The 23,804-nt window shown below is 56.9% G+C and carries 24 protein-coding genes; 15 read left to right on the forward strand and 9 right to left on the reverse strand.

Features of this window, described 5'->3' with window-relative positions:
* Positions 1-62 precede the first annotated feature (62 nt).
* Positions 63-524: a GNAT family N-acetyltransferase gene (locus tag JOE39_RS25260; RefSeq protein ID WP_074907648.1), complete on the reverse strand. Its 462-nt coding sequence runs from the start codon at positions 522-524 to the stop codon at positions 63-65.
* 65 nt (positions 525-589) lie between these two features.
* Positions 590-1,486, reverse strand: a complete 897-nt coding sequence (locus JOE39_RS25265) for a chemotaxis protein (protein WP_003408993.1) — start codon at positions 1,484-1,486, stop codon at positions 590-592.
* A 608-nt stretch (positions 1,487-2,094) separates the two neighbouring features.
* Here JOE39_RS25265 and JOE39_RS25270 point away from each other — a divergent pair.
* The 10 genes from JOE39_RS25270 to JOE39_RS25315 all read left to right on the forward strand — a co-directional run bounded on the left by JOE39_RS25270 (position 2,095) and on the right by JOE39_RS25315 (position 10,879).
* Complete coding sequence (locus JOE39_RS25270; RefSeq protein WP_003314076.1) at positions 2,095-2,604, forward strand: disulfide bond formation protein B; 510 nt, start codon at positions 2,095-2,097, stop codon at positions 2,602-2,604.
* A gap of 251 nt (positions 2,605-2,855) precedes the next feature.
* On the forward strand, positions 2,856-3,056 hold the full coding sequence (locus tag JOE39_RS25275) for a hypothetical protein (protein WP_003314077.1): 201 nt from the start codon (positions 2,856-2,858) through the stop codon (positions 3,054-3,056).
* 10 nt (positions 3,057-3,066) lie between these two features.
* Positions 3,067-4,008 carry a ubiquinol oxidase subunit II gene (gene cyoA / locus JOE39_RS25280; RefSeq protein ID WP_025990861.1) on the forward strand — a complete coding sequence of 314 codons (942 nt, stop codon included), beginning with the start codon at positions 3,067-3,069 and terminating at the stop codon, positions 4,006-4,008.
* Between the two features lie 3 nt (positions 4,009-4,011).
* Positions 4,012-6,024, forward strand: a complete 2,013-nt coding sequence (gene cyoB / locus JOE39_RS25285; RefSeq protein ID WP_210078145.1) for a cytochrome o ubiquinol oxidase subunit I — start codon at positions 4,012-4,014, stop codon at positions 6,022-6,024.
* Between the two features lie 3 nt (positions 6,025-6,027).
* Positions 6,028-6,660 (forward strand): cytochrome o ubiquinol oxidase subunit III, encoded by a 633-nt coding sequence (locus JOE39_RS25290; protein WP_003421830.1) that lies wholly within the window; start codon positions 6,028-6,030, stop codon positions 6,658-6,660.
* Positions 6,660-6,992, forward strand: a complete 333-nt coding sequence (cyoD, locus tag JOE39_RS25295; protein WP_002552345.1) for a cytochrome o ubiquinol oxidase subunit IV — start codon at positions 6,660-6,662, stop codon at positions 6,990-6,992. The genes JOE39_RS25290 and cyoD overlap by 1 nt, the downstream gene beginning before the upstream one ends.
* Positions 6,993-7,002: 10 nt before the next feature.
* Positions 7,003-7,890 (forward strand): heme o synthase, encoded by an 888-nt coding sequence (gene cyoE / locus JOE39_RS25300; protein WP_003314082.1) that lies wholly within the window; start codon positions 7,003-7,005, stop codon positions 7,888-7,890.
* A 255-nt stretch (positions 7,891-8,145) separates the two neighbouring features.
* Complete coding sequence (locus JOE39_RS25305; protein WP_210078144.1) at positions 8,146-9,030, forward strand: glycosyltransferase family 2 protein; 885 nt, start codon at positions 8,146-8,148, stop codon at positions 9,028-9,030.
* A gap of 38 nt (positions 9,031-9,068) precedes the next feature.
* Entirely contained in the window at positions 9,069-9,710 is a 642-nt protein-coding gene (locus JOE39_RS25310; protein ID WP_003415305.1) for a CatB-related O-acetyltransferase, read from the forward strand.
* A gap of 149 nt (positions 9,711-9,859) precedes the next feature.
* Positions 9,860-10,879, forward strand: a complete 1,020-nt coding sequence (locus JOE39_RS25315) for a branched-chain amino acid aminotransferase (protein WP_003314085.1) — start codon at positions 9,860-9,862, stop codon at positions 10,877-10,879.
* A gap of 56 nt (positions 10,880-10,935) precedes the next feature.
* On the opposite strand, the gene JOE39_RS25320 is transcribed toward JOE39_RS25315, so the two are convergent.
* Positions 10,936-11,934 (reverse strand): ATPase, encoded by a 999-nt coding sequence (locus JOE39_RS25320; RefSeq protein WP_210078142.1) that lies wholly within the window; start codon positions 11,932-11,934, stop codon positions 10,936-10,938.
* Between the two features lie 117 nt (positions 11,935-12,051).
* Positions 12,052-12,840 (reverse strand): transporter substrate-binding domain-containing protein, encoded by a 789-nt coding sequence (locus JOE39_RS25325; protein WP_046266766.1) that lies wholly within the window; start codon positions 12,838-12,840, stop codon positions 12,052-12,054.
* 146 nt (positions 12,841-12,986) lie between these two features.
* On the opposite strand from JOE39_RS25325, the gene JOE39_RS25330 reads away from it, so the two are divergent.
* The 3 genes from JOE39_RS25330 to sodC all read left to right on the forward strand — a co-directional run bounded on the left by JOE39_RS25330 (position 12,987) and on the right by sodC (position 15,132).
* Positions 12,987-13,295 (forward strand): winged helix-turn-helix domain-containing protein, encoded by a 309-nt coding sequence (locus JOE39_RS25330; RefSeq protein ID WP_017277782.1) that lies wholly within the window; start codon positions 12,987-12,989, stop codon positions 13,293-13,295.
* 63 nt (positions 13,296-13,358) lie between these two features.
* Positions 13,359-14,369 carry an NAD(P)-dependent alcohol dehydrogenase gene (locus tag JOE39_RS25335; RefSeq protein WP_046266765.1) on the forward strand — a complete coding sequence of 337 codons (1,011 nt, stop codon included), beginning with the start codon at positions 13,359-13,361 and terminating at the stop codon, positions 14,367-14,369.
* Positions 14,370-14,613: 244 nt separating this feature from the next.
* The gene (gene sodC, locus JOE39_RS25340; protein ID WP_010424448.1) at positions 14,614-15,132 is read left to right on the forward strand and encodes a superoxide dismutase family protein; all 519 of its coding nucleotides are present in this window, start codon (positions 14,614-14,616) and stop codon (positions 15,130-15,132) included.
* A 109-nt stretch (positions 15,133-15,241) separates the two neighbouring features.
* Here the strand turns inward: sodC and JOE39_RS25345 are convergent, their stop codons facing one another.
* A complete protein-coding gene (locus JOE39_RS25345) occupies positions 15,242-15,451 on the reverse strand; it encodes an HVA1 family protein (RefSeq protein ID WP_003320186.1) in 210 nt (69 codons plus the stop codon).
* 152 nt (positions 15,452-15,603) lie between these two features.
* On the opposite strand from JOE39_RS25345, the gene JOE39_RS25350 reads away from it, so the two are divergent.
* Positions 15,604-16,041, forward strand: coding sequence for a GNAT family N-acetyltransferase (locus tag JOE39_RS25350; protein WP_046266762.1), 438 nt, complete (start codon positions 15,604-15,606; stop codon positions 16,039-16,041).
* Between the two features lie 55 nt (positions 16,042-16,096).
* Here the strand turns inward: JOE39_RS25350 and JOE39_RS25355 are convergent, their stop codons facing one another.
* On the reverse strand, positions 16,097-17,059 hold the full coding sequence (locus JOE39_RS25355; RefSeq protein ID WP_210078140.1) for a DUF6508 domain-containing protein: 963 nt from the start codon (positions 17,057-17,059) through the stop codon (positions 16,097-16,099).
* Between the two features lie 132 nt (positions 17,060-17,191).
* Between JOE39_RS25355 and JOE39_RS25360 the strand changes: the two genes are divergently transcribed.
* A complete protein-coding gene (locus JOE39_RS25360) occupies positions 17,192-18,931 on the forward strand; it encodes a dipeptidase (protein ID WP_004402981.1) in 1,740 nt (579 codons plus the stop codon).
* Between the two features lie 86 nt (positions 18,932-19,017).
* Here JOE39_RS25360 and JOE39_RS25365 read toward each other — a convergent pair whose 3' ends face one another.
* From JOE39_RS25365 to JOE39_RS25375, 3 genes are all read right to left on the reverse strand, one after another.
* Positions 19,018-20,274, reverse strand: a complete 1,257-nt coding sequence (locus JOE39_RS25365; RefSeq protein WP_010424441.1) for a sensor domain-containing diguanylate cyclase — start codon at positions 20,272-20,274, stop codon at positions 19,018-19,020.
* Between the two features lie 318 nt (positions 20,275-20,592).
* Positions 20,593-22,839 (reverse strand): EAL domain-containing protein, encoded by a 2,247-nt coding sequence (locus JOE39_RS25370; RefSeq protein ID WP_210078138.1) that lies wholly within the window; start codon positions 22,837-22,839, stop codon positions 20,593-20,595.
* Between the two features lie 476 nt (positions 22,840-23,315).
* Positions 23,316-23,804, reverse strand: coding sequence for an NUDIX domain-containing protein (locus tag JOE39_RS25375; protein ID WP_010424439.1), 489 nt, complete (start codon positions 23,802-23,804; stop codon positions 23,316-23,318).

The raw sequence follows: 23,804 nt of genomic DNA on the forward strand, positions 1-23,804 counted from the left end.
CTCGCTTGGTGTCTCTCGGGAAGCAAGTTGCGCGCCAGACGTTGGCCGGGTGGGTCGCGGGTTCAGGCTGCAGGGATGTCGAAACGCTTGAGATAGACCATTGCGGATTTTTCATAAAGCCGCCGCGCCGCCAGGTTGTTTTCCATGACGTGAAGGTCGACCGATGCTTCATTACGCGTACGCAGATGGGTGAACAAATGATTGAGCAGGGCGTGGCCGATCCCGCTGTGTCGCACATCAGGGTGCACCACCAGGTCCCTGATGAATGCGCTGGTCCAGCACACGATCACACCGACTACCGTTTCGTTACGCATGGCCAGAAAGCACAACGACGGATCGCATTCGGGATCGTGTTCGAATGCAGCCAGCCAGTCCGGATAATCCGCCACGCAGCCTGCCGCGCTGCCATAACCCAGGGTCAGCAGGCGATGAACTTCTGCGGCTCGCTCAAGCGTAAAGGGATGTGGCTGGATGCCAGGCGGCCAGGCCGGGATGGGCACTGGCACTGCAAGATCCCGACGCATCAGCCAGTAGTGCGCGGCGGATGCATCGGTCATGTTCGGACGTTGTGTCGCTGTGCGCTCAGGGATCAGAGCCCTTGGGCGACCACCGTACGTGCGGCCTCGATCAGGCATTTGGTCAACTCAGGTGACGAGAACTTGGTCAGCACGGCATTGGCCCCGGCGATCTGCGACTTCTCGCTGTTCATCGCGCTGTCGAGCGAGGTGTGCAGCAGGATGTACAGGTCACTGAAGTCCGGGGTATCCCGAAGTGTGCGGGTCAGGGCGTAGCCGTCCATCTCTGACATCTCGATATCGGACACCACCACGTTGATCTGCCGCGCAGTACCCTGCAGATCGAGCAGAACATCGATGGCCTCTTTGGCACTGCGCGCCGTGTGGCATTCGAGACCGAGATTGCGCAAGGTGATGATCGATTGCTGCAGCGCCACCTGACTGTCATCGACGACCAGAATCCGCGCTTTGCTCAGCAGTTCCGCATCCTCTTTGGCCAGCTCTGTGGACTGCACGACGATCTGCGCAGGGGCGATACCGTGGATAACTTTCTCGATATCCAGTACCTGCACCAGCACGCCATCGACCTGGGTGACCCCGGTGATGAACGACTTGCTGCTCGACCCGTACGGCGGCGGACGGATATCGGTGGTCAGGCAATGCACAATCTTGCTCACGGCCTGAACGTGCAGGCCCTGCTTCGAGCGGCTGACATCCGTGACGATCAGGCAGCCACCGTCTGGATCGGCCAGCGGTCGCTCGCCGATCGCACGACTCAGGTCGATAACCGACAGTGACGAACCCCGTAACGTCGCGATACCTTTGACGTGTGGATGCGATTCGGGAAGATGGGTCAGAGGCGGGCAGGGAATGATCTCGCTGACCTTGAGCAGGTTGATCGCCATCAGCTTGCCGCTGCGCAACGTGAAGAGGAGCAGCGAAAGTGAATCTGCTCGGACGTTCTTGGACATATGAACCTTCTGGCTGTAGGTGTTTCGTCGCCTGGTAGCGGCAAACAACTTTCTATGACAGGTTATCGACCCGAGGCGGGCTGGCTTGAGGATTTTTAACCGACAGCCGAGTGCGCCGTTCGCTTGCCATTGGACGTCGTTGCACTGCACCGTGGCGTGCCCGAGAAACTGGCTGCCCATGCGCCGATAGTGGCAGTCTGGCTTCGGTTGAGTCAAACCGGGGGAGGGCGGCAGATTGTCGCTCTCTGCATTCCCACAACCTGTGTAGCGGGTTCCCACCCCATAGTGCTTTGCCAGAAAGGCGCCCTGCGACAAAATACCGCAGCTATATATAGAAGAAGAGCTGCGACAAACTGACGCACCCTTCTATATATAGAAGGGCCTTGCATCCGGCCCCTGCAAAAAATGTCCTGGCGGTCGTGGATCTGCTGCCATGCAGACCACCTGGCCGGCAAATGCGTCCGTATGGCTGGCCAATGCTTGAGTTGCCGAATCAGACAGATGATCATCGCGCACGCCTCGGCCCGGTCAGGCAGTCCCCACCCGTTGAGGCTGCGCACGCTGCACGGCGCAGGCCAACCCTTTCATCAGTTCAGTAAGGTATGTGAATGAGCGACAACACGTTGTACCTGAGACGCGAAAAGCGCTTTCTGGTTTTGCTGGGCATTATCTGCCTGGCCCTGATCGGCGGCGCCCTGTACATGCAGATCGCCCTGGGCGAAGCGCCGTGCCCGCTGTGCATCCTGCAGCGTTACGCACTGTTGTTTATCGCCATTTTTGCGTTCATCGGCGCCGCCATGCCCGGACGCCGCAGCGTTACGGTGTTTGAAACCCTGGTCACCCTCAGCGCCCTTGGCGGCATTGCTGCTGCCGGCCGGCATGTCTGGATCCTCGCGCATCCGTCCGACAGCTGCGGCATCGATGTGCTGCAGCCGATTGTCGATGGCCTGCCATTGGCTACACTGTTCCCTACCGGGTTTCAGGTCAGCGGTTTCTGCACGACGCCATATCCGCCGGTTCTCGGATTGTCACTCGCGCAATGGGCGCTGACAGCGTTTGTCCTGACTGCAGTTCTGGTACCGGCGTGCATCATCCGCAACCGCCGCAACCCTTACTAACTACAGGGGCTTTCGCAAAAATGCCCCGTGAATGCGGGGCTTTTTTCGCGTGTAATGATGCGTTTGAAGAGCGATTGTTACGCATATAGAGAATAACTGTTACAAAATTAGGCATAGTCATTAAAAATTTACGTATCTACAATCCCCGTCAGCTGTCGTTCAGCTTGGCCGAACGATCAGCATTTTGAGGCTTGGAGCGTCCCCTGTGCACTCTGAACAGGCAGCGCAACGCTTGCCTCTGAGGGCGTATAATGGCCGCGTCGAAAGCGTCTGCCCGAAGTTTTGGGCAGTTCCAGCAACTCAAAAAACAAGAATCCATAGCTAAACCCGGACTTGTCGATACGCCGCTGTGCGTACTGGCGGCCCTTGTTCAATTCAAAAAAATTAGCCGGCACTGGCAGGGCGAAGTGTTGGCGGTCGAAACCCAACTGCACCGCGCAAGCTGCTTTTAGAGGTCGTGAAATGAGTAAAAAAAGGTACCCCAGGTTTTTTGGCTTCTTGGCCCTTTTCTGTATGCTTTTGCTCAGTGGATGCGATGGCGTACCTCTGCTCGATCCAAAAGGGCAGGTGGGTATCGAGCAGCGGAACCTGATCATAATCGCAACGCTGCTGATGCTGATTGTCGTGATCCCGGTCATCCTGATGACCCTGATCTTCGCCTGGAAGTATCGCGCATCGAACAAGGCTGCCAAGTACACGCCGGACTGGTCTCACTCCACCAAGATCGAAATCGCAGTCTGGGGCGTACCCATGTTGCTGCTGGTCTTCCTGGGGTACATCACTTACGTCTCGACTCACTCGCTGGACCCTTACCGTCCGCTTGATTCGGACGTCAAGCCGATCACCATCCAGGCGATCTCGGTTGACTGGAAGTGGGTGTTCGTCTACCCGGACTACGGCATTGCCACGGTCAACAAGATCGTGTTCCCGGCCAAGACTCCGATCAACTTCCAGGTCACCTCGGACAGCGTGATGAACTCGTTCTTCATCCCCGGTCTGGGTGGTCAGATCTACGCGATGGCGGGCATGCACACCAAGCTGCACCTCATTGCCAACGAGAATCACGAATTCAACGGTATTTCGGCCAACTACAGTGGCGCAGGCTTTACCGGCATGAAGTTCAAGGCCATCGCTACCAGCCAGGCTGATTTCGACAGCTGGGTCAGCGAAGTCAAGAGCTCGCCCAAAAAGCTTGGCACGGCCGAATACGCCGAGTTGATCAAGCCGAGCGAACGCAACCCTGTCGAACTCTTTTCCTCGGTCACCCCGAACCTGTTCCAGATCGTCATCGACAAGTATGAAGGTATGAATCCAGGCAAGAAGGTTGTTGCTGGTGAGAAGGAAGTAGCCGGTGAGGCTGGTGCGGAAAAAGGCAAAAATTCAGCTGCTGGGGCAGAGGAGTAAACGATGTTTGGCAAATTAAGTCTGGAAGCGGTGCCGTTCCACGAGCCCATAGTCATGGTGACACTTGCCATGATCGCGCTCGGCGGCATTGCGGTTGTCGGGTTGATCACCTATTTCCGCAAGTGGACGTACTTGTGGTCTGAGTGGCTGACCTCTGTCGACCACAAGAAAATCGGTGTGATGTACATCGTCGTTGCCATGGTCATGCTGCTGCGCGGTTTTGCCGACGCGATCATGATGCGTACCCAATTGGCGATGGCCCAGAACGGTTCCGAAGGGTTCCTTCCGCCTGAGCACTATGACCAGATCTTCACCGCTCACGGTGTGATCATGATCATCTTCATGGCGATGCCGTTCTTCACGGGTCTGATGAACATCGTTCTGCCTCTGCAGATCGGCGCTCGCGACGTGGCGTTCCCGTTCCTGAACTCCCTGAGCTTCTGGCTGCTGGTCGCAGGTATGCTGCTGATCAACATCTCTCTGGGTGTCGGTGAGTTCGCCAAGACCGGCTGGGTCGCGTATCCACCTCTTTCCGGGTTGCAATACAGTCCTGGCGTAGGGGTTGACTACTACATCTGGGCGCTACAGTTATCCGGGTTAGGTACAACGCTGACGGGGGTCAACTTCCTCGTGACCGTTCTGAAAATGCGTACCCCTGGCATGAAACTGATGGACATGCCGATCTTCACCTGGACCTGCACCTGGGCAAACATCCTGATCGTGGCTTCGTTCCCGATCCTGACCGCTACCCTGGCGTTCCTGACCCTTGACCGCTACCTGGACTTCCACATTTTCACGAACGAAATGGGCGGTAACCCCATGATGTACGTGAACCTGTTCTGGGCGTGGGGTCACCCTGAGGTGTACATCCTGATCCTGCCGGCCTTCGGCGTGTTCTCGGAAGTCATCTCCACGTTCTCCGGCAAGCGTCTGTTCGGCCACAAGTCGATGATCTTCGCCTCTGGTGCGATCTGTATCCTGGGCTTCATGGTCTGGCTGCACCACTTCTTCACCATGGGTGCGGGTGCCAACGTCAACGCCTTCTTCGGTCTGGCGACGATGCTGATTGCGATCCCGACGGGGGTGAAGCTGTTCAACTGGCTGTTCACCATGTATCAGGGCCGTCTGCGCTTCACTGCGCCGGTGCTCTGGACCCTGGGCTTCATGGTCACCTTCTCGATCGGCGGCATGACCGGCGTTCTGTTGGCGATCCCGGGTGCCGACTTCGTGCTGCACAACAGCCTGTTCGTAATCGCTCACTTCCACAACGTCATCATCGGCGGTGCGGTATTCGGTTACATCGCCGGCTTCGCGTTCTGGTTCCCTAAAGCGTTCGGTTTCACCCTGAACGAGAAGTGGGGCAAGGCAGCGTTCTGGTTCTGGATCGTCGGCTTCTTCGTCGCATTCATGCCGCTGTACGCGCTGGGCTTCCTGGGCATGACCCGTCGTCTGAACGCTACTGACATGCCAGAGTGGAACATCTACCTGGACGTCGCGCTGTTCGGCGCCGTGCTGATCGCCATGGGTATCGCTTCGCAGCTGATCCAGCTGTTCGTGAGTATCCGTGACCGCGACAACAACCGCGATCTGACCGGTGACCCATGGAATGGCCATACCCTGGAATGGTCCACTTCATCGCCTCCACCGTTCTACAACTTTGCCGAGCTGCCAAAAGCTGACGACGTCGACCCGTTCACCGATGCGAAACGTGCCGGTACCGCTTACAAGGTTCCTGCCCGCTACTCGGCGATCCACATGCCTAACAACACGGCGACCGGCCTGTACATGGGTATGCTGCTGACGGTCTTCGGCTTTGCATTCATCTGGCACATCTGGTGGCTGGTAGGCGCAAGCCTGGTTGCGACCATTGCCGTCTTCGTTGCTCACGCCATGCGTGACGACCAGGGCTACATGGTGCCTGCTGAAGATGTAGCGCGTATTGAAGGTGAGCATCACAAGGTCCTGGCGGCCAACGGTGCATACACTCCTGTCAAGTCCTCGCTGGAACAGGTTTAAACAATGTCAAATATTGCAATCAACTCCGGAGCCCACGATCACGGTCACGACCATGATCATGGGCATGACGATCACCACGACAGCGGTGGCATGACGGTCTACGGCTTCTGGCTGTACCTGATGACCGACTGCGTGTTGTTCGCCTCGTTCTTCGCGGTGTACGCCGTGATGGTCAACAGCGTCGCGGGCGGCCCGTCGGGCCAGGACATTTTCCTGCTGCCATTCGTGGCTGTGGAAACCGCGTTCCTGTTGGTCAGTAGTATCACTTACGGCTTCGCCATGCTGGCACTGTACAAGGGCAATAAAAGCCAGGTACTGGGCTGGCTGGCACTGACCTTCCTGTGTGGTGCTGCGTTTATCGGTATGGAAGTCTATGAGTTCCATCACCTGATCGAAGAGGGCTTCGGTCCTAGCCGCAGCGGCTTCCTGTCAGCGTTCTTCGCGCTGGTAGGTCTGCACGGCGTGCACGTGACCAGCGGCCTGATCTGGATGGCGATCATGATGTTCCAGGTCCAGAAAAAGGGCCTGACCAACACCAACAAGACGCGCCTGAGCTGCCTGAGCCTGTTCTGGCACTTCCTGGACGTTGTCTGGATCGGCGTGTTCACCGTTGTCTATCTGATGGGAGCTTTGTAATGTCAAATTCGCATCACTCCGCTGAAGACAATAGTCACGGCTCAGTGAAGTCGTACATCATCGGTTTCGTACTGTCGATCATCCTGACCGCCATTCCGTTTGCCCTGGTGATGTCACCTTCGCTGCCGAAGGACATGACGATCGCGATCGTTCTGGTCTTCGCGATCATCCAGATTCTGGTGCACCTGCATTACTTCCTGCATCTGGACTTCACAAGCGTGCAGCGTAACAACGTGATGGCCTTCGCCTTTACCACGATGGTTATCGTCCTGCTGGTCGGCTTGTCGCTGTGGATCATCTTCAGCGTCCACCGCGAAATGATGGCGCATTGAGGAATACCAGATGTCACTGAAGCACTTTATCCAAATCACCAAGCCGGGGATCATTTTCGGTAACGTGCTTTCGGTGGCAGGTGGCTTTTTTCTGGCTTCCAAGGGAAATATCGATTTCGGCGTGTTCCTTGCGGCGGTCATCGGTACTTCCCTGGTCGTTGCGTCCGGTTGTGTGTTCAATAACTGCATCGATCGCGATATCGATCAGCGAATGGAAAGAACCCGTAACCGGGTTCTGGTGCAGGGTCTGGTTTCTCTGAAACTGGCGCTGCTCTACGCAACCCTGCTCGGTATCGCAGGCGTTGGCCTGCTGTACACCGAGGCCAATCCGTTGGCCGCACTGTTTGCAGTGATCGGGTTCGTGATCTACGTCGGCCTTTACAGCCTGTACCTGAAACGCAGATCCGTTCACGGCACGTTGGTGGGCAGTCTCTCGGGGGCCATGCCGCCGGTGATTGGCTACTGCGCAGTGAGCAACAGCTTCGACTTTGCGGCTCTCACGCTACTGGTGATGTTCAGCCTGTGGCAGATGCCGCATTCGTATGCGATCGCCATCTTCCGCTTCAATGATTACCGTGCTGCGAAGATTCCGGTTCTGCCGGTCAAGCGCGGCATTCTGGTTACCAAGCGCCACATCATGCTCTACATCCTGGCGTTCCTCGTAGCGACCCTGATGTTGACCGTGGGTGGCTATGCGGGCCTCAACTACCTGGCTGTTGCAGCGGGTATGGGTATGTACTGGCTGTACATGGCCTGGAAGGGCTACAAGGCCGTTGACGATACTGTCTGGGCTCGCAAGCTGTTCGTGTTTTCGATCTTCACCATCACTGCCTTGAGCGTGATGATGTCGGTCGACTTTCAGGTGACAAAAGAATTGCTGGTGACTTACGCTTTCTGATTCCACTTGATGCGCAACATGAAAACCCCGTTCTGCGAAGAACGGGGTTTTTTTTTGAGTGCCGATCTACACTGAATGAAAGACAGGGCATGTCGGCAGTTTTTCCGCGGCTATAAATGCCTGTTCACAGGACGTTTTTGACCTTTCATGGAAAATCAGGAGCGCTTGCCGCATGATGTGCCGTTTTCAAGCGACCTGTTACAGATATTCGGTTTCCGAGCCCGTCAGGGCTGATCATGATTATGGCTGCTACCCATGATGTCTTCAGAAAGTCAGAACCCCACGCCTAGCGCTTTGGTTTCCATCGTTGCCCCTTGCTACAACGCCGAGCGATTTCTCCAGGTCGCGATTCAGAGTATTTTTGCTCAGGACTACGAGAATTTCGAGGTCATCGTCGTTGATGATGGCTCGACCGACAACAGCATCGCGATGCTGGAGTCCCTGCAGCAACGCTATCCTTTCCAGCTCTATCGCCAGGCCAATCAGGGCGTCAGTGCTGCCCTCAACCATGGTCTGCGTTACGCCAAAGGCGTGTACCTCTCTACGCCGGATCTGGATGACATCATGCTTCCCTCATCGGTGCGGATTCGCGCCGAGTATCTGGACAATCATCCCGCGGTAGGCTGTGTCGGCGCACTGGTCAGCTACATGGATGGCGACGGCAAGGAAATCAAACGTCAGTCCCGCGATCACATCGAGCGGCTGACGTTCGATGACATATTGCGCGGAGCGGTGGTCGTTGGCGCGCCGGTCGCTCTGTACCGCATGAAGGCCATTAAGGATGCGAACGGCTATGACCCGCAGATAAGGGTGCAGGATTTTCAGGCCACACTGAAAATCGCTCATCTGGGCTATGAAATTCATGTGCTCCCCGAGATCGTCACGCGCTATCGACGTCACCCGAACAACCTTTCGCGCAAGTACAAGGTGTTGCTTGAGGCTGACCTGAAGAGCATCGAGCCTTATCGGGATCATCGCGAATACCAGAGCGGTCGCACTCAGGCCATCAACAAGGCCTTGAAATACGCTGCGGTCGCGGACAAGCGATATGCGTGGAGTCTGTTGTTTTCCATCCCGTGGAGGCAGATCAACAGAACGACCTTGCGGCGCTGCAAGCGTTTGCTCCTGAGCTATCGGTAAGCGCGGCCTGGCTGTCAAAAAAACATGTGATTGAAGATATGAAATTCATCGAGCTGTTAAAAAACAGAAAAATACGCAAGCAGTTGCGCAAACTCGACAAACTGGAGAGGCTTGCGCAGAAGATCAGACTGCAATACCCGCGAGCCGAAGTGGGTGTAGGCACGTACGGCGCGCCGGATATCGTCGAGTTTGGTGATGACTCCGTGCTGCGCGTAGGGTCCTACACTTCGATTGCTGAAGGGGTGAGGATTCTGCTGGGTGGTGAGCACCGCACAGACTGGATCACGACCTATCCATTTCCCGCAATGGTCGAGCAATTGGCAGATATCAAGGATTACTCCCCCAGCAAGGGTGATGTCACCATTGGCAGTGACTGCTGGATCTGCGCCAACGCGCTCATCGTGTCAGGCGTCACGATCGGTCACGGTGCAATCGTCGGTGCTGGCGCGATGGTTGTACGCGATGTCGCCCCCTATTCGGTTGTCGGTGGTAATCCGTGCAAATTCATCCGTTGGCGCTTTGAAGAGGATGTTCGTCAACTGCTGCTGCAGACGGCCTGGTGGGACTGGCCCATGGAGGAAGTCAAATCCGTGGCACGGACCTTGTGCAGCTCGGACATGGACGCCTTCCTCTCATACGTTCGCCAGCGCCAGGCCACATCACGGCCATTGGGCAACTGACTGGCCGCAAAAGCGCCTGTGCGTTCGGACCTGCTTCAGAAATGCCATGTCGGTTTGCATTTATTTCGAGCCTCATGGCCCGAATGATCTGGCAGAATAAGGCATTGGCCTGACTCGACCAGGCAGTCGCTAAAATGATAGAGGGCGTTATGAGTCAAGAAAGCATCAACTGGGACACTCTGGGTTTTGATTACATCAAGACCGACAAGCGCTACCTTTCTCATTGGCGCGACGGTGCCTGGGATCAGGGCTCACTGACCGAGGACAACACGCTGCATATCAGCGAAGGGTCGACCGCGCTGCATTATGGTCAGCAGTGCTTCGAGGGGCTCAAGGCCTACCGCTGCAAGGATGGCTCGATCAATCTGTTCCGTCCCGATCAGAACGCCCAGCGCATGCAGCGCAGCTGCTCCCGCCTGTTGATGCCCCATGTCCCGACCGATGTGTTCATTGAAGCCTGCAAGCAAGTGGTCAAGGCCAACGAACGCTTCATCCCGCCTTACGGTTCCGGCGGCGCGCTGTACCTGCGCCCGTTCGTCATCGGTGTGGGTGACAACATCGGTGTGCGTACCGCGCCTGAGTTCATCTTCTCGATTTTCTGCATTCCGGTGGGCGCCTATTTCAAAGGTGGCCTGAAGCCGAACAATTTCGTCATCTCCGGCTACGACCGCGCTGCGCCCAACGGTACAGGCGCGGCCAAGGTCGGCGGTAACTATGCTGCCAGCCTGATGCCCGGTTCCGAAGCCAAGAAGCACAGCTTTGCAGATTGCATCTATCTCGATCCGCAGACCCACTCCAAGATCGAGGAAGTGGGTTCGGCCAACTTCTTTGCCATCACCAAGGACGATGTGTTTCTGACGCCCAAGTCGCCATCGGTGCTGCCGGGGATCACCCGCCTGTCGTTGATCGAACTGGCGAAATCCCGTCTGGGCCTGACGGTCGAAGAGGGGGATGTGTTCATCGACCAGCTCGGCGAGTTCAAGGAGGCGGGCGCATGCGGTACGGCTGCTGTCATTACTCCGATCGGCGGGATTTCCTACAAGGACAACCTGCACGTGTTCTACAGCCAGACCGAAGTCGGTCCTGTGACTCAGCGTCTGTACAAGGAGCTGACCGGCGTTCAGTCCGGTGACATCGAGGCGCCAGCCGGCTGGATCGTCAAGGTCTGATGAGCTGACCCGGATCGTTCCAGCGTCGAACGCTGGAACGATCCTCGACCCAATGCTCAGGCTTCAGGTGTTTTCCCTTCCTCAAGCGGCTCCTTCGCCGGCCCCAGCACGATCGCCAGATGCCGCAAGTCGTCGACCTCCAGGCCATAGCTTTTGCCTGACGGGCTCTGTGTGACCGTTCCCAGCGCATACACCGTGAAAAACTTCACGTCATCCGCATGGCTCAGCAGCTCACTGATGTAGCGGCTGGAGCGATAGGCCTGCATCTGCGCGGGCGATACGTAGAGCGTCACCAGTTTGCCGTCCAGACGGTCGAAGAACCTGAACTTGAAACCCAACCCGTACCGCTGCTCGACCAGACCGCCTCCGAACAGCACCCGGCCGTTATCGCCTGATTGCGCGTATTTGATATGGCGAAAATACGAGCGCAACGAAACCTCGCCCTGGCCCGGAATTTTCAGCTTCAGAAGCTTGAAGTCTTCCAGTGAGAGCTCGGCCTTGGCCTGCCGATAGCTGTCTACCAGCCGCTCGAGGTTATTGGTGCGCGTTTCGCTGTAGCGAGCAATTGGTGGCTTGGCTGGTTCTGTGACTGGAAGCGTTGCAGCAGGGCGCTGGGCGCCAGCATCGGGTTTTTCCGGGCCGGACGCGTCTTTGGTCGGCGCTTTGATGACCGGGTCGAAGATATCGATGTAGTCGTCCAGCTTGCGTTTGGCCTTGCGCAGGCGTGTCTGTACATCGGTTTCTTCGACCGGATCGTTCGGTTCTTCCTCTGCTTCTGCGCGCTCATCCACCCATTCGCAGCCCGAGTGATGGTCGTAATGCGGGTTGGCGCGAAAGTGCGCGGCGACGAAGGTCGGGTTGTCCTGTGGCTTCACGTCATAGCGAACCCCGGTAACCTTCGCCCCCATTGTCCTGCACGCCTCGGTCGAGCAGAGAAACTCGAAGCGTGCGCGTGGCGGCTCCTGAGAGAAGTATTCGCGTCGGGCAGCGGCGATCGACAGCTCCTGCTGCAGTTCGACACAGTACGCACGGGTGATGGGTTTGCTGGGCTTCATGCTCGTTTGGCTGCCTTCCAGTGAGAGTTGCCGTAACACGCTATTTCACCCGGACACGCCTTGCAACCATTGCACAGCAGGACGTCGGAGGCAGTACCCGGCAAGACCGCTTCACACTCACTCGGCGGGCACTGCCAGCCATTCTCCCAGCGCTTGCTGATACTCGCCGGTGGCCTTGCTCAGGTGCAGCCATTGGTCCACGTAGCCTTTCCAGGTCACATCATCGCGTGGCAACAGGTAGGCCTTTTCGCCGTATTGCATGTACCGGGTCGGATTGACCGCACACAGGCCGGGCATGCGTTTCTGCTGGTAGAGCGCTTCGGAAGCATCGGTGATCATCACGTCAGCTTTCTTGTCCAGCAGCTCCTGGAAGATGGTCTTGTTGTCGTGAAATGCCAGGGACGCCTTTGGCAGATGAGCGCGAGCGAAGGCTTCATTGGTGCCACCGGCGGGTTCGATCAAACGCACAGAGGGCTGGTTGATCTGCTCGACAGTCTGATACAGGGCCTGATCGGCGCAGCGCACCAGCGGGATTTTGCCATCGACGTCCAGCGTGTTGCTGAAAAACGCTTTTTTCTGGCGTTCCAGACTCACCGAGATGCCGCCCATACCGATGTCGCATTTACCGGCGACCATGTCCGGCATCAGGTTTTTCCACGTCGTGGGCACCCACTGCACATTCACCCCCAGGCTCTTGGCCAGTGAACGGGCCATGGTGATATCAATGCCTTCGTACTCACCGTCTTCGCGCAGCAGGGTATAGGGCTTGTAGTCGCCAGTGGTGCAGACAGCCAACTGGCCAGTTTGCAGCACCTTGTCCAGATGCGAGGTGTAGTCCTGAGCCTGAGCCATGCCTGTGATGCCCAGCAGCAGGGCGGTCAGGGCGCTGTATTTAAGATTCATCATGAGTCTGGATGCTCTCAGCGGTGCGGTCGATTTTATTGGAGTCGACAGATTGCTTCATTTGTCACGTCGATGTGAAGCTGTAATCAAAACATGCCGTTGGCCGGAGGAGGGTAAATCAGGGGTTGAACATTTCGTAAAAAAGCGTAATGTTGTGCCCCATGATTCTTGAGCAAATCAAAGCGGTCGGCAATGACACTCGCATGTTGATCATGGAGTGGCTGAAAAACCCGCAAGCCCATTTCCCTCCCCAGGACCACGGTGATCCGGCGATAGGCGTGTGCGTGTCGCACATTCAGGCCAAGGCCAACCTGTCGGCTTCTACCGCGTCTGCGCATCTGGCCATCCTGCAACGTGCCGGGCTGGTTCAGGCAACGAGGATTGGCAAGTGGACCTATTTTCGCCGTGATGAGCAGGCCATCGACCGGTTTGCCGACAGGCTCAAGAAAGAACTCTAGGCTTTGAGCGTTATTTACACATTTCGTCATTTTGCGTAATGTTGAATTGATAGGAGATTGACCATGAGCAATACAACCATCTACGTGCAGGCTGGCGGCGGCTACGATCAGGTCAGCGTTGGCGAAAGCGAAGTGCTTGCACCTAAAGCCGGTGAGATCACTGTGCGTCTGCACGCCAACTCGCTCAACTATCACGACTTCGCGGTCGTCACCGGCATGTGGGCACCGACGGAAAAACGCATTCCCATGGCCGATGGTGCAGGCGTCGTCACCGCAGTAGGCGAGGGCGTCAGCGAGTTCGCGGTTGGCGACTCCGTGGTCAGCACGTTCTTCCCGGAATGGATCAGCGGCGAGCCACTGGTTGAAGGTTTTGTCACGGTGCCGGGTGATGGCGTCGACGGTTATGCCCGCGAGCAGGTCACTGCCCGTGCCACCTCGTTCACCCTTGCGCCAAAGGGCTACAGCCATGCCGAAGCGTCCACGCTGACCACCGCTGGCCTGACCGCGTGGCGTGCGCTGATGGTCGATGACGCGTTGAAAGCCGGCGATACCGTTCTGGTGCAGGGCACTGGCGGTGTATCGATTTTCGCGTTGCAGTTCGCCAAGATGGTCGGTGCGACCGTTATCGCCACGTCGTCGAATGATGAAAAACTGGAGCGTCTGCAAGCCATGGGCGCCGACCACCTGATCAACTACCGCAAGGACAGCAACTGGGGCGAGACTGCCCGCAAGCTGACCGGCGGCCGTGGTGTGGATCACATCATTGATGTGGGCGGTCCATCGACCCTGCAGCACTCCATGAATGCGGCACGGGTCGCTGGCCACATCTCGGTCATCGGCATCCTGAGCGGTGTTGCCGGTCAACTGGAGTTCGTCCCGGCGCTGGTCAAACAACTGCGCATGCAGGGCGTGCTGGTCGGCAGTCGCACCCAGCAACAGGACATGATCCGCGCCATTGATGCCAACGGCATGCGTCCGGTCATGGACCGTTCCTTCCCGATGACCGACATCGTCGAAGCGTTCCGTTATCAGGAAACCAATCAGCATTTCGGCAAGATCTGCCTGGATATCTGATCCGCACCACTGTGCTGTTAACTGAGCACAGGTGAACAGCGCTGGCCTGCCGACCTTGGTGTCGGCAGGCCAGTCGTGATGTTTTGCATTACTTTCCCCGGCGACCCCCGTTCATTTCCTTGCATCAAGTTCGCAGGTCTGTGGTCACATCCTCTGTGGCATGAAAAACGTTCGTGCTGTGCAGCCTCCGCGCTGCCTGGTGCCACGTTCAATTCGATTATCAGATCAGGGACGCATTGAAATTATGAAACCTCATCTTTTGCTAGGTCTGCTTGGCGTTTTCTCTTTCGGTGTTCAGGCTGCATCGCTGGACGTTCCGATCAATCTGGTCAGCGCTGATGGCGCGCCCAAACCTATCGGCAGCGTTACGGTGAGCGAAACGCAATACGGTTTGCTGTTCACTCCGAATCTGAAAGAGCTGCCTGCAGGCATCCACGGTTTTCATGTACATGAAAACGGCAGTTGCGAAGCGGGTACCAAGGACGGCAAGAAGGTTGCAGCCCTCGCGGCTGGCGGTCACTTTGACCCGGCCAAGACCGGCAAGCATCTTGGGCCTTACGCCGATGGCCATCTAGGCGATCTGCCTGCGCTGTACGTGGCTGCTGACGGCACTGCGAGTTATCCGGTGCTTGCCCCACGCCTGAAGAAACTCTCGAAAGTCAAAGGCCACGCGCTGATGGTTCACGCCGGCGGCGACAACCATTCCGACCACCCCGCACCTCTCGGCGGTGGCGGTGATCGTGCTGCCTGCGGCGTGATCTGATGCCGCGTGCCTGCATCCGTTTCGGATGCAGGCACGCCAATGGTTACAGCTTTCTCGCGTGAGTGAGAAGGGCGCTACACCGTTCTCTCCACGACGCGGCGCAGAGCAATCACGCGTGCTTGAGCGCATCCCCATGATGCATCGCCGAATGACCGGTCTTGTCGCTTTTCACTTCGTACTGCGGATCGTCCTTTGAAGCGGGCCGATGTTTGCCCATGAACTCCACGTCCTGCACATGTACTTTGGTGACTTTGCCATGCACCTGGCCTGCCTCGGAGTTCCAGTGTACGGCGTCGCCAACTTTGAATGCGGTGGTCATTGAGATGTCCTCGAGTGGAGAGCGACTGATCTGCGGCGTTCGCTCGGTACTGTTCGGAGTGTTCGGCGGGGGAAGAATTCACTGTGTTTGATCGGGTGGTTGGCCTTTATCTTGCTCATGTATTTGCAGTTCGTTAAGAAGGAAGTGCTGACATGATGAAGTGGCTTACAGGTGCCCAGATTGCTGATGATCAAACTCGGGTTGTTGCTGACGGCGTCTTGCAACACGGCCGCGCATTGTCCGAGGCGAAAGGGGGAATGGCTGATCCTATTGCCTGCATGATCATGGAGAACGATCTATTGATTGGCGGCGCCACAGGCCGAACCGAGTTCCAGCGGTTGTTTGTGAGTCACCTCTGGATCGATGCCGGGTCGCGCGGAAAAGGGCTCGGGGCGCAGACCCTGCACAGGCTTGAAGCGTTGGCCATCGAGCGAGGCTGTACTGACGCTCTGATCGAAACGCTGGATGACGATGTCGCCAGATGGTACGCGCGTTGCGGTTATGTGCCGATCGCATGCCTTCCACGCTACTGTGGCTACTGGAGCCGGCATACGCTGTTGAAGTCGTTCGGTGCACAGGAGCGCATGTGAAAGAAGTACGATGGGCGCTGCCATCGCCCGGCACACCGCCTGCTTGCCGCGAACTTCAATCTTCGCGCAACACCGCCAGCCTGCGCAGGATCTTCAGCACGTAGCCTTTTTCAATCATCGCGCCATGGTGTCCATCGCAAAAACGCTCGCCTCTGATGCAGTACGTCAGCAGCGTTTGCATATCAGCGAGGTTTGCCTGGGCGATATAGATGTCGTCATTGAGCATGTCCGCCGCGCCATGATTAAGGTAATCAATGTCACACCAGCAGTCTTTGGCCACCGCGCGATAAAACGCTTCGACTACCGGAAAGTAGTCTGGCCAATAGGTGTTTTCCTTGATGATATAACTCTTGATCGCCACGCCGTCTGGGTACAGCAGTGGCAGGTAGGAGAGTAACTGGTCAATATCGTCGGCCCCCGGCGAGGGTTCATCAGGCAAACGTGTTTCGCTTGAGGGATGTGGCAGAAATGTCCTGACCTGTCTTGGCGTATGTTCGGCCACATAAATATCAAACGCCCATACTTGCCCGGCCGTCAGTCGCTGGTCTTTGTAGTGCTGCACATATTCTTGATAGCGTTGAAACGCGTCCGATTGCGCGCCGTCGGCAAACAGCGAAGCAATAGCAGCGGATTGAGTCAGCCAATAAACATCCGGCGAGCTTTCGGCTTTTGACGTAACGATGTCGATTGCCGCTGACTGCAGCTCTCTGGCCAACTGCCGTCCTGTTTCACGGCATGACTCGTCCTGACTGGCTGGATCAGCCTGTTCCGTTTGCGCAACGTAGGCGTGGTAGCGGGCTCGCAGCGGTTCGTCCTGTTGCCTCAATGGGGGGCAGGCAGGTGGCTGCAGACGCAGTGGCTCCGGCTCTCTATAGACTGGCAGCCAAGTCAGATTTTCCTGCACGCGTGACATGGATTCTTGCTGATCGGCAGGCTGCGCAGGCGGCAACCGATCAGACTGCTGCCCCTTGGGCTTTCGGTCGAAGCGCGCTTTCAGGCGCATCAGCAGCTTGATCATATGGGCACTCCAGTGCATCGCCTCGATTTAAAAGGGGATTCTCGCATCATTGCTCTTGGTGTAAGTTGAAATGCTTCCTGATCAAACGATCAGAAAAATTCGCGCTTTGCCTGCCAAGGAATGCCTTCAACCATGAACCTGTCACTCAAAAAACTGGCTGCTTCCACCTTGATACTCGCCAGTCTCTCGTCGTTCACCAGTCTGGCAAACGCCACTGTCACTGCACAACAGAGCGCCGTTATCCTCAAGACATTCAATGATGCATCGGTAAAGGATTTCAGGCAGTTTCTGAACAATCTTGCCAGTGCTGATGTGGTTAAAACTGCCGATTTTGGCTCGGCCATCAGTGCCTTTCTCGACAACAAGCAACTTTCCGCAGCGCAACAAAACGACATTCATCGCTTGCTCGGTTTGTATACCCGCATGAAGTACGGCAGCGCGGCCACTGAAACCCTGCGTGAGCTAGTGGCTATTCCCACGGTTCGTGTCGACGGCGTTGCCCAGCATGAAAACCCGGCGTTCATAAAGATCGCCGACACGATCAAGCGCCTGGCCGAGGGCTTCAATCTGAAGTTTCGCAACGTCGATAACCGTGTGTATGAAGTCTCGCTCGATGGCGCGGGTGATGAAGTAGTTGGCATTCATGTGCATGCCGATGTTGTACCGGTCACGCCGGACAACTGGGTCTTGCCTGACGGCACTCGTCTGGACCCGTTCAAGGTGACGCTGATCGGTGATCGCATGTATGGACGCGGCACCGAGGACGACAAGAACGGTATTGTGGTTGCGCTCTATGCCATGAAAGTCATCAAGGAAGAAAAGCTGCCGCTGGCCAGAAACTTCAAGTTGCTGATCGATACCACGGAAGAAACGGCCGGCGACGCAATCCCTTACTATTTTGAGCGTAACCCGACGCCCGCCTACAACCTGGCGCTGGATGGCGGTTACCCGGTCGTGATTGCCGAAAAAGGTTACGGCACGGTCATGGCCAGCTTTGCCCGACGCGAGGCTGAAGGCGAGGGGGCCGAGATTGTTTCAATGACCGGGGGCATGGCCACCAATCAGATTCCGTCGAAGTCGGTCGCCACTCTGCTGACTGACAAACCTGCCGAGCTGGCTGCAAGCTTGCAACAGGTCAGTGCCGAGTACGTGAAAAGCAATGGCGGTGACTTCGAGGTCGATGCCAGGGTCGACGGCAAGGACGTCAAGCTGACTGTGACCGGCGTGTCCGCGCACTCATCGGCACCCCAGTCCGGCGTCAACCCGGTCGCGAGGATGCTGGACTTCATTAACAGTCTGCAGGGCAAGGTTGCGCTTAAACACAACCAGATCACCGATGCTGCTCGCTATGCCGCCGACAACTGGGGACTCGATTACCTGGGAAGCAAGTTGGGCGTGGGGTTCTCCGACGACTTCATGGGGCCTCTCACAGCATCCTTGACGTACGTCGCAATGGATGAAAAGGCATTCAAACTAGCGGTCAATCTGCGTGTGCCGAAAGGCAAGTCCCCGCAGGAGCTCAAATCCGAAATCGCCGAAAAGCTCGCCGCCTGGAGTACGAAAACCGCTATCAGGCCAGTGTTCGACTATTCCATCGCCGAGCCGATGTACCGCAACCCAGAGGGTGAGTGGGTCAAGGCGCTGCTCGCTGTGGCCAGTGAAAATCTCGGTATGGAACACACCTTTGGCACGTCGGCTGGCGCTACGTCGGTCCATTCATTGCCCAACGGGGTGCAGTTCGGCCTGGCGAGACCCGAAGTCAAATACACCGGTCATACGGACAACGAGTTCAAGACCACCGGCCAGTTCTTGCTGGATCTGCAGATCGTCACTGAGATGATGGGGCGTATCGGACAACTGCCGAAGCTCTGACACGACGCCCGGGCCTGTCGAAATGACAGGCCCGGGTTCAATGCGCAGGCAAACGAGGCGGGCAACGAGTAAAACCGAGTCTTGGTCTAAGCGCATTCCACCCGGTTGCGGCCCAGGCGCTTGGCCTGATAAAGCGCCTTGTCTGCACGCTGAATGAGGCTGGCGGCCGTTTCCCCGGCGCCGAGTTCTGCAACGCCCAGAGAAATGGTCACCGATCCGGTTTCCGGAATCACCAGGCTTTCAACGCTTTTGCGAATGCGCTCCGCGAGTTCGGCCGCCTGTTTCAACGAGCTGTCGGGCACCAGGATCAGAAACTCTTCTCCTCCCCATCGAGCGGCGACGTCCAACAGGCGGATACGTTGTTTGAGGATGGCCGCAACGCTGGTGATTACGCTGTCCCCGGCAGGATGGCCATACCGGTCATTGACCGCCTTGAAATGATCGATATCGCAGATGATCAGGCTGAACGGCTTGCCCGACATACTCACCGCCGGGATCTGTCGCTCAAGCGTATGCTCGGCTGAGCGACGGTTATCCAGCCCGGTCAGCGGATCGCTGTGAGCAATCTCCAGCAACTTTTGTTCGCGGCCCAGGCGTGTGGTCACATCCTGGCTGATGCTGACATAGTGGGTGACTGCGCCTTCAAGGTTACAGAGCGGCGAAATGCTGTGTTCCGCATAGAACAGCGAGCCGTCCTTGCGCTTGTTGATGAAGGTCGTGCGAAGCGGGGCGCCACTCTTCAGCGCTTCCTTGAATTGCGCATAGAACGCCTCATCGTGTTTTCCAGAGCTCAGCATCCGCGGGTTTTCGCCGAGGATTTCGCTGCTGCTGTAGCCAGTGATTTGCTGAAAGGCTTCATTGGCAAACACGATGGTGGAATTGCAGTCGGTGATGATAATCGGATCAAGCGCAGCGTTCAGTGCCTGCGCCAGCAGGTGTTGCTCACGCTCGGCGCGGATGCGCGGGCTGATGTTCTGCTGCACAGAGACAAAGTTGCACACCGTACCTGCATCGTCGCGCACGGGAGAAATTTTCCACTCGACGATGTAAGGACTTCCGTCCGCGCGGTAATTGACCGTCGACCCTTCGAAAAAAAGACTTTCGCTCAGGCATTCGCGCATCCGCTCGATCACTTGAGGATCGGTGTCCGGGCCTTGCAGGATCCGTGGTGAGGCACCGATCAATGCCTCTGCCGTGTAGCCGGTCATGGAGCAGAAGGCCGGATTGACGTACACGATGAAGGGGCCGCCATTGGCCAGATTGGCGTCGGTGATCAATACGGCATTGAATGACTGTTCAACAACGGCTTCAAGCAAGGCAAGACGCTGGCTGGATGAGGTCATCTGATTTCCTGTCGAGTGATCCGTTAATTGATCGCGGCTCTGATCAGATAATGTGTGACGCAATGCCGGTTGGACAATGGATGCAGTAAGTTGGACCGCAGGCACCGAGCACTGGTTGCACAGGCACTATACCGCCATGAATAAACGGGTGCATGACGCCCATCACGACGGTATTCAGTACGCTGCGCAGAGCTTCCTGGATCAGTTACCAGGTCATTGGCAAGATTTTACAGGTAGAGACACATTACAAGACAGCATGCTCACGCTCAGGCTGCGCAATGGCCGGAAGTCATTCCGGCCCATCAACGTCGGGGTAGATCAGGCCGTGCACTCGGCAGCGGACTTGATGATGTGCAGCAGTGCCTCTGAGCGCATCGGCCTGTTTAGCAGATAGCCCTGAAAGTAAGGGCAGCCCATTTTGCGCAGCAGGTTGTATTGTTCCGCTGTCTCCACGCCTTCCGCCGTGATATCCAGATTCAGCGCTCGGCCCAGCGACAGGATGCTGCTGACAATGGCTTTGCTGCGCTCATACGTCATCATTCGGGACACGAAGGACCGATCGATCTTCACGGCATCGATCGGGTAACGGTCAATGTAGCCGAGCGAGCTGTAACCCGTGCCGAAATCATCCAGCGCCACTCTCACGCCAAGCTGCCTGATCTGCCGGAGAACCTCGGCGATCGCGTCAGGCTGATAGAGAAACACTGATTCGGTGACCTCGATCTGAAGCTGGCCCGCGGGCAGGCCGGTGGTGGCGATGATCCGTGTCACCTGATCGACGAATCCAGGGTGGCTCAGCTCTTTCCCGGACACATTGACGTTGAGCCTCAGGTCCAGGTGAGAGAACTCCTTGCGCCAGGCCTGCACTTCGCTACAGGCCTGATGCATGACCCAGGCTCCCAGCTCATGAATGATCCCGAGGTCTTCGGCAATCGGGATGAACGCATCGGGAGAAATGATGCCCATGGTGGCATGGTTCCACCTGACCAGCGCCTCGACCCCGACCAGGTGCTCACAGTTACCGCTGTAGATCGGCTGATAAAAGACCAGGAAATCCTTGTCTTCAAGTGCCTGGCGCAGCGCGTTCTGAATCACCAGCGTGTCGATCGCCGCTTCGCGCATCGAGGTGTTGAAGATGCTCCAGCGCCCTCTGCCCTGTTTTTTTGCGGAGTACATGGCAACGTCGGCGTCACGCAGCAACTCTTCGGGTTTGGTATGGCTGTCACCTGCGGTGACGATACCGATGCTGCACGAGATGAAAATGTCCTGGTTTTCGATCTGTATTGCCGTGTGCAATTGACTGACGATACGTTCAGCCATCTTTACGGCAGTCTCCGGCTGATCCTTGCCCATCAGCAGGATCGCAAATTCGTCGCCGCCGATTCGCGCTAAAACGTCATTAGAGCGAACGCAGGTCTGCAATCGATTCGCGACCGCCTTGAGCAACTTGTCACCGGCCAGGTGCCCCATGCTGTCGTTGACTACCTTGAAGCCGTCCAGGTCCAGAAAGAGTACCGTTGCCCGTTCGTATCGGGGGTCGCGGATTTCAAAGGCCGTGGTCAACTCGTTCATCAGGTAAGCGCGGTTGAACAGTGAGGTCAGCTCATCGTGAAAAGCGATATAGGTCAGCTCTTCGGAAATGCGTTCGCGCTCCTCCAGCCGGCTCTGTAGCGCAAGCTTTTCCTCCCACTCCAGACGGGCTCGCTGAGCCAGTTGCTGAGACTCCTTGCGCTCGGTGATATCGCGCTGCACGGACACCCAGTGGGTGAACCAGCCTTTTTCGTTGGCCACCGGCACAATGCTCAACTCGACCCAGAACTTGCTGCCATCCTTGCGGGTGTTGAGCAGTTCGACCTCAACCGCCCGCCAGTGACTGAGTGCCTCACGAATGACGTCCAGTGTTGCCCGACTGGTTTCCTCGCACTGCAGGATGCGGGGCGTGCGACCTATGACTTCCTCTTCAGTGAAGCCGGTGATCGCCAGAAACGCAGGGTTGCAATAGACGATACGCGGGCCTGGCAGATCGATGGGTTCCGCTTCGGTGATAAGAATCGCGTCATTGGCGTTGATGACCACCGACTCAAGCAAGCGCAGGCGTTCGAACGAGGTGACCAGCGGGTTATTGGCTTCGGGATCACGTCCCGGTTGCAGGTAAGTACGAATATGAGCCGCCTGGGCCTGCAGCGCATAGCGTTGCGCAGCGCTCAGCACCATTGCTTGATCGCTGTTGCGCAACAGCATTGCGCCGAGCAATTCATGCCTGAAGCCACGGATAGCAACGTAGATCAGCGTAGACCCCGAGCTGTTGGTTTCCATCGTATTCGCCGGGCTGTCCTGACCGACCAGCACCACGTCGCCATACGACGAGATCATCCTCAACCATGCCTCATCCGCTTTGGGCAGGCTTTGACCGGAGCTGACCAATTGCTCCCAGCCTGTTGCGCTGGATACCATCAGCAAACCGGCGGTGCACGAGGCGGAGTGAGCAGCGGCCTGCAATACCTTGGCAACACCTTCAATATTCGTCGGTATGACGTGGTCGTGCTCATAGCCCTGTGGGTTCATCGATCACTATTCCTGAGTGGTGCGCATGTGTGGCCCGGATCATGTTTGGCAGCGCATAAGCGGCGGATCCTTCCTGTGGACCTCTTCCAGCTGCGCGCAGACATGGCCTGGTTGACTTAGCAGTTTTCAGCTGCGACTACGTACAGACTTGAAGTTGCTCACGATGTTTGGTCGAGGCGACGACTGACCCATTGCATAACGAGCCAGACGGTCATTCACCGGCGAATCTGCAGTAGGGAGTAATGTGTCAATACATCGAATACGAGATGATGGTTAAGTGCCATTACGTACTAATGGCTAGGACAGGGCTGGTTTGAAAAGGTTGCATGGGATCATATCTATCCGCATGGAGTGCTAGCGCTACTGTGGCGTGATAGCGTCAGACGGAGAGTCGAAGTTGGCCTGCTCATATGAATGGCCAGTACGGGGAAGTTGGAGTCGTTCGCAGCCATGCTATTTGTAGCGTTACGGTGCTCCTAACGCTCAGCTTTAAAGACACCCGCTTTCTCAAGCGTTCTGACTAGATCATCCGGTTTGATGATTTCCGTCGTCGAGTTCAGTTCATGGGCGGACCACCACCGATGCTCCGTCATCACCTGAGTTTCCTGCAGCGTCCATTCTGATCGAGAGAGTACCTGGCTCTCTGCATATACAACGTAATAGCGTTCAACAGCGAGTACGCTCTCACCACTAGGGAGCAGCATTGGAAAACGTCTGTTGGCAATATGCTCAGCGACCGAGTTGACCCTGATACCGGTTTCTTCGCGCAATTCACGTATGGCGGCGGCCTCATAAGTTTCGCCGTCTTCGACGCCTCCACCAGGCGTTGCCCAATAATTGCTGCCGGCCAACGCCCCTTTTGTGTGCTGAAATCTGAAAAGCAGTATTCTCATCGACGGGCTGACGATTAACAGCCTCGATGATTTGCGCTCACGCAATGGTTTGTCTACCTGGAAATTTGACAT

The sequence above is a fragment of the Pseudomonas sp. PvP100 genome (assembly GCF_017833055.1).
In the GTDB taxonomy this organism is placed as follows: domain Bacteria; phylum Pseudomonadota; class Gammaproteobacteria; order Pseudomonadales; family Pseudomonadaceae; genus Aquipseudomonas; species Aquipseudomonas syringae.

Coding starts and splice junctions, on each gene's coding strand:
- JOE39_RS25260 (WP_074907648.1), bottom strand. CDS start 524: ATGCGTCGGGATCTTGCAGTGCCAGTGCCCATCCCGGCCTGGCCGCCT.
- JOE39_RS25265 (WP_003408993.1), bottom strand. CDS start 1,486: ATGTCCAAGAACGTCCGAGCAGATTCACTTTCGCTGCTCCTCTTCACG.
- JOE39_RS25270 (WP_003314076.1), top strand. CDS start 2,095: ATGAGCGACAACACGTTGTACCTGAGACGCGAAAAGCGCTTTCTGGTT.
- JOE39_RS25275 (WP_003314077.1), top strand. CDS start 2,856: ATGGCCGCGTCGAAAGCGTCTGCCCGAAGTTTTGGGCAGTTCCAGCAA.
- cyoA (WP_025990861.1), top strand. CDS start 3,067: ATGAGTAAAAAAAGGTACCCCAGGTTTTTTGGCTTCTTGGCCCTTTTC.
- cyoB (WP_210078145.1), top strand. CDS start 4,012: ATGTTTGGCAAATTAAGTCTGGAAGCGGTGCCGTTCCACGAGCCCATA.
- JOE39_RS25290 (WP_003421830.1), top strand. CDS start 6,028: ATGTCAAATATTGCAATCAACTCCGGAGCCCACGATCACGGTCACGAC.
- cyoD (WP_002552345.1), top strand. CDS start 6,660: ATGTCAAATTCGCATCACTCCGCTGAAGACAATAGTCACGGCTCAGTG.
- cyoE (WP_003314082.1), top strand. CDS start 7,003: ATGTCACTGAAGCACTTTATCCAAATCACCAAGCCGGGGATCATTTTC.
- JOE39_RS25305 (WP_210078144.1), top strand. CDS start 8,146: ATGATGTCTTCAGAAAGTCAGAACCCCACGCCTAGCGCTTTGGTTTCC.
- JOE39_RS25310 (WP_003415305.1), top strand. CDS start 9,069: ATGAAATTCATCGAGCTGTTAAAAAACAGAAAAATACGCAAGCAGTTG.
- JOE39_RS25315 (WP_003314085.1), top strand. CDS start 9,860: ATGAGTCAAGAAAGCATCAACTGGGACACTCTGGGTTTTGATTACATC.
- JOE39_RS25320 (WP_210078142.1), bottom strand. CDS start 11,934: ATGAAGCCCAGCAAACCCATCACCCGTGCGTACTGTGTCGAACTGCAG.
- JOE39_RS25325 (WP_046266766.1), bottom strand. CDS start 12,840: ATGATGAATCTTAAATACAGCGCCCTGACCGCCCTGCTGCTGGGCATC.
- JOE39_RS25330 (WP_017277782.1), top strand. CDS start 12,987: ATGTTGTGCCCCATGATTCTTGAGCAAATCAAAGCGGTCGGCAATGAC.
- JOE39_RS25335 (WP_046266765.1), top strand. CDS start 13,359: ATGAGCAATACAACCATCTACGTGCAGGCTGGCGGCGGCTACGATCAG.
- sodC (WP_010424448.1), top strand. CDS start 14,614: ATGAAACCTCATCTTTTGCTAGGTCTGCTTGGCGTTTTCTCTTTCGGT.
- JOE39_RS25345 (WP_003320186.1), bottom strand. CDS start 15,451: ATGACCACCGCATTCAAAGTTGGCGACGCCGTACACTGGAACTCCGAG.
- JOE39_RS25350 (WP_046266762.1), top strand. CDS start 15,604: ATGATGAAGTGGCTTACAGGTGCCCAGATTGCTGATGATCAAACTCGG.
- JOE39_RS25355 (WP_210078140.1), bottom strand. CDS start 17,059: ATGATCAAGCTGCTGATGCGCCTGAAAGCGCGCTTCGACCGAAAGCCC.
- JOE39_RS25360 (WP_004402981.1), top strand. CDS start 17,192: ATGAACCTGTCACTCAAAAAACTGGCTGCTTCCACCTTGATACTCGCC.
- JOE39_RS25365 (WP_010424441.1), bottom strand. CDS start 20,274: ATGACCTCATCCAGCCAGCGTCTTGCCTTGCTTGAAGCCGTTGTTGAA.
- JOE39_RS25370 (WP_210078138.1), bottom strand. CDS start 22,839: ATGAACCCACAGGGCTATGAGCACGACCACGTCATACCGACGAATATT.
- JOE39_RS25375 (WP_010424439.1), bottom strand. CDS start 23,804: ATGTCAAATTTCCAGGTAGACAAACCATTGCGTGAGCGCAAATCATCG.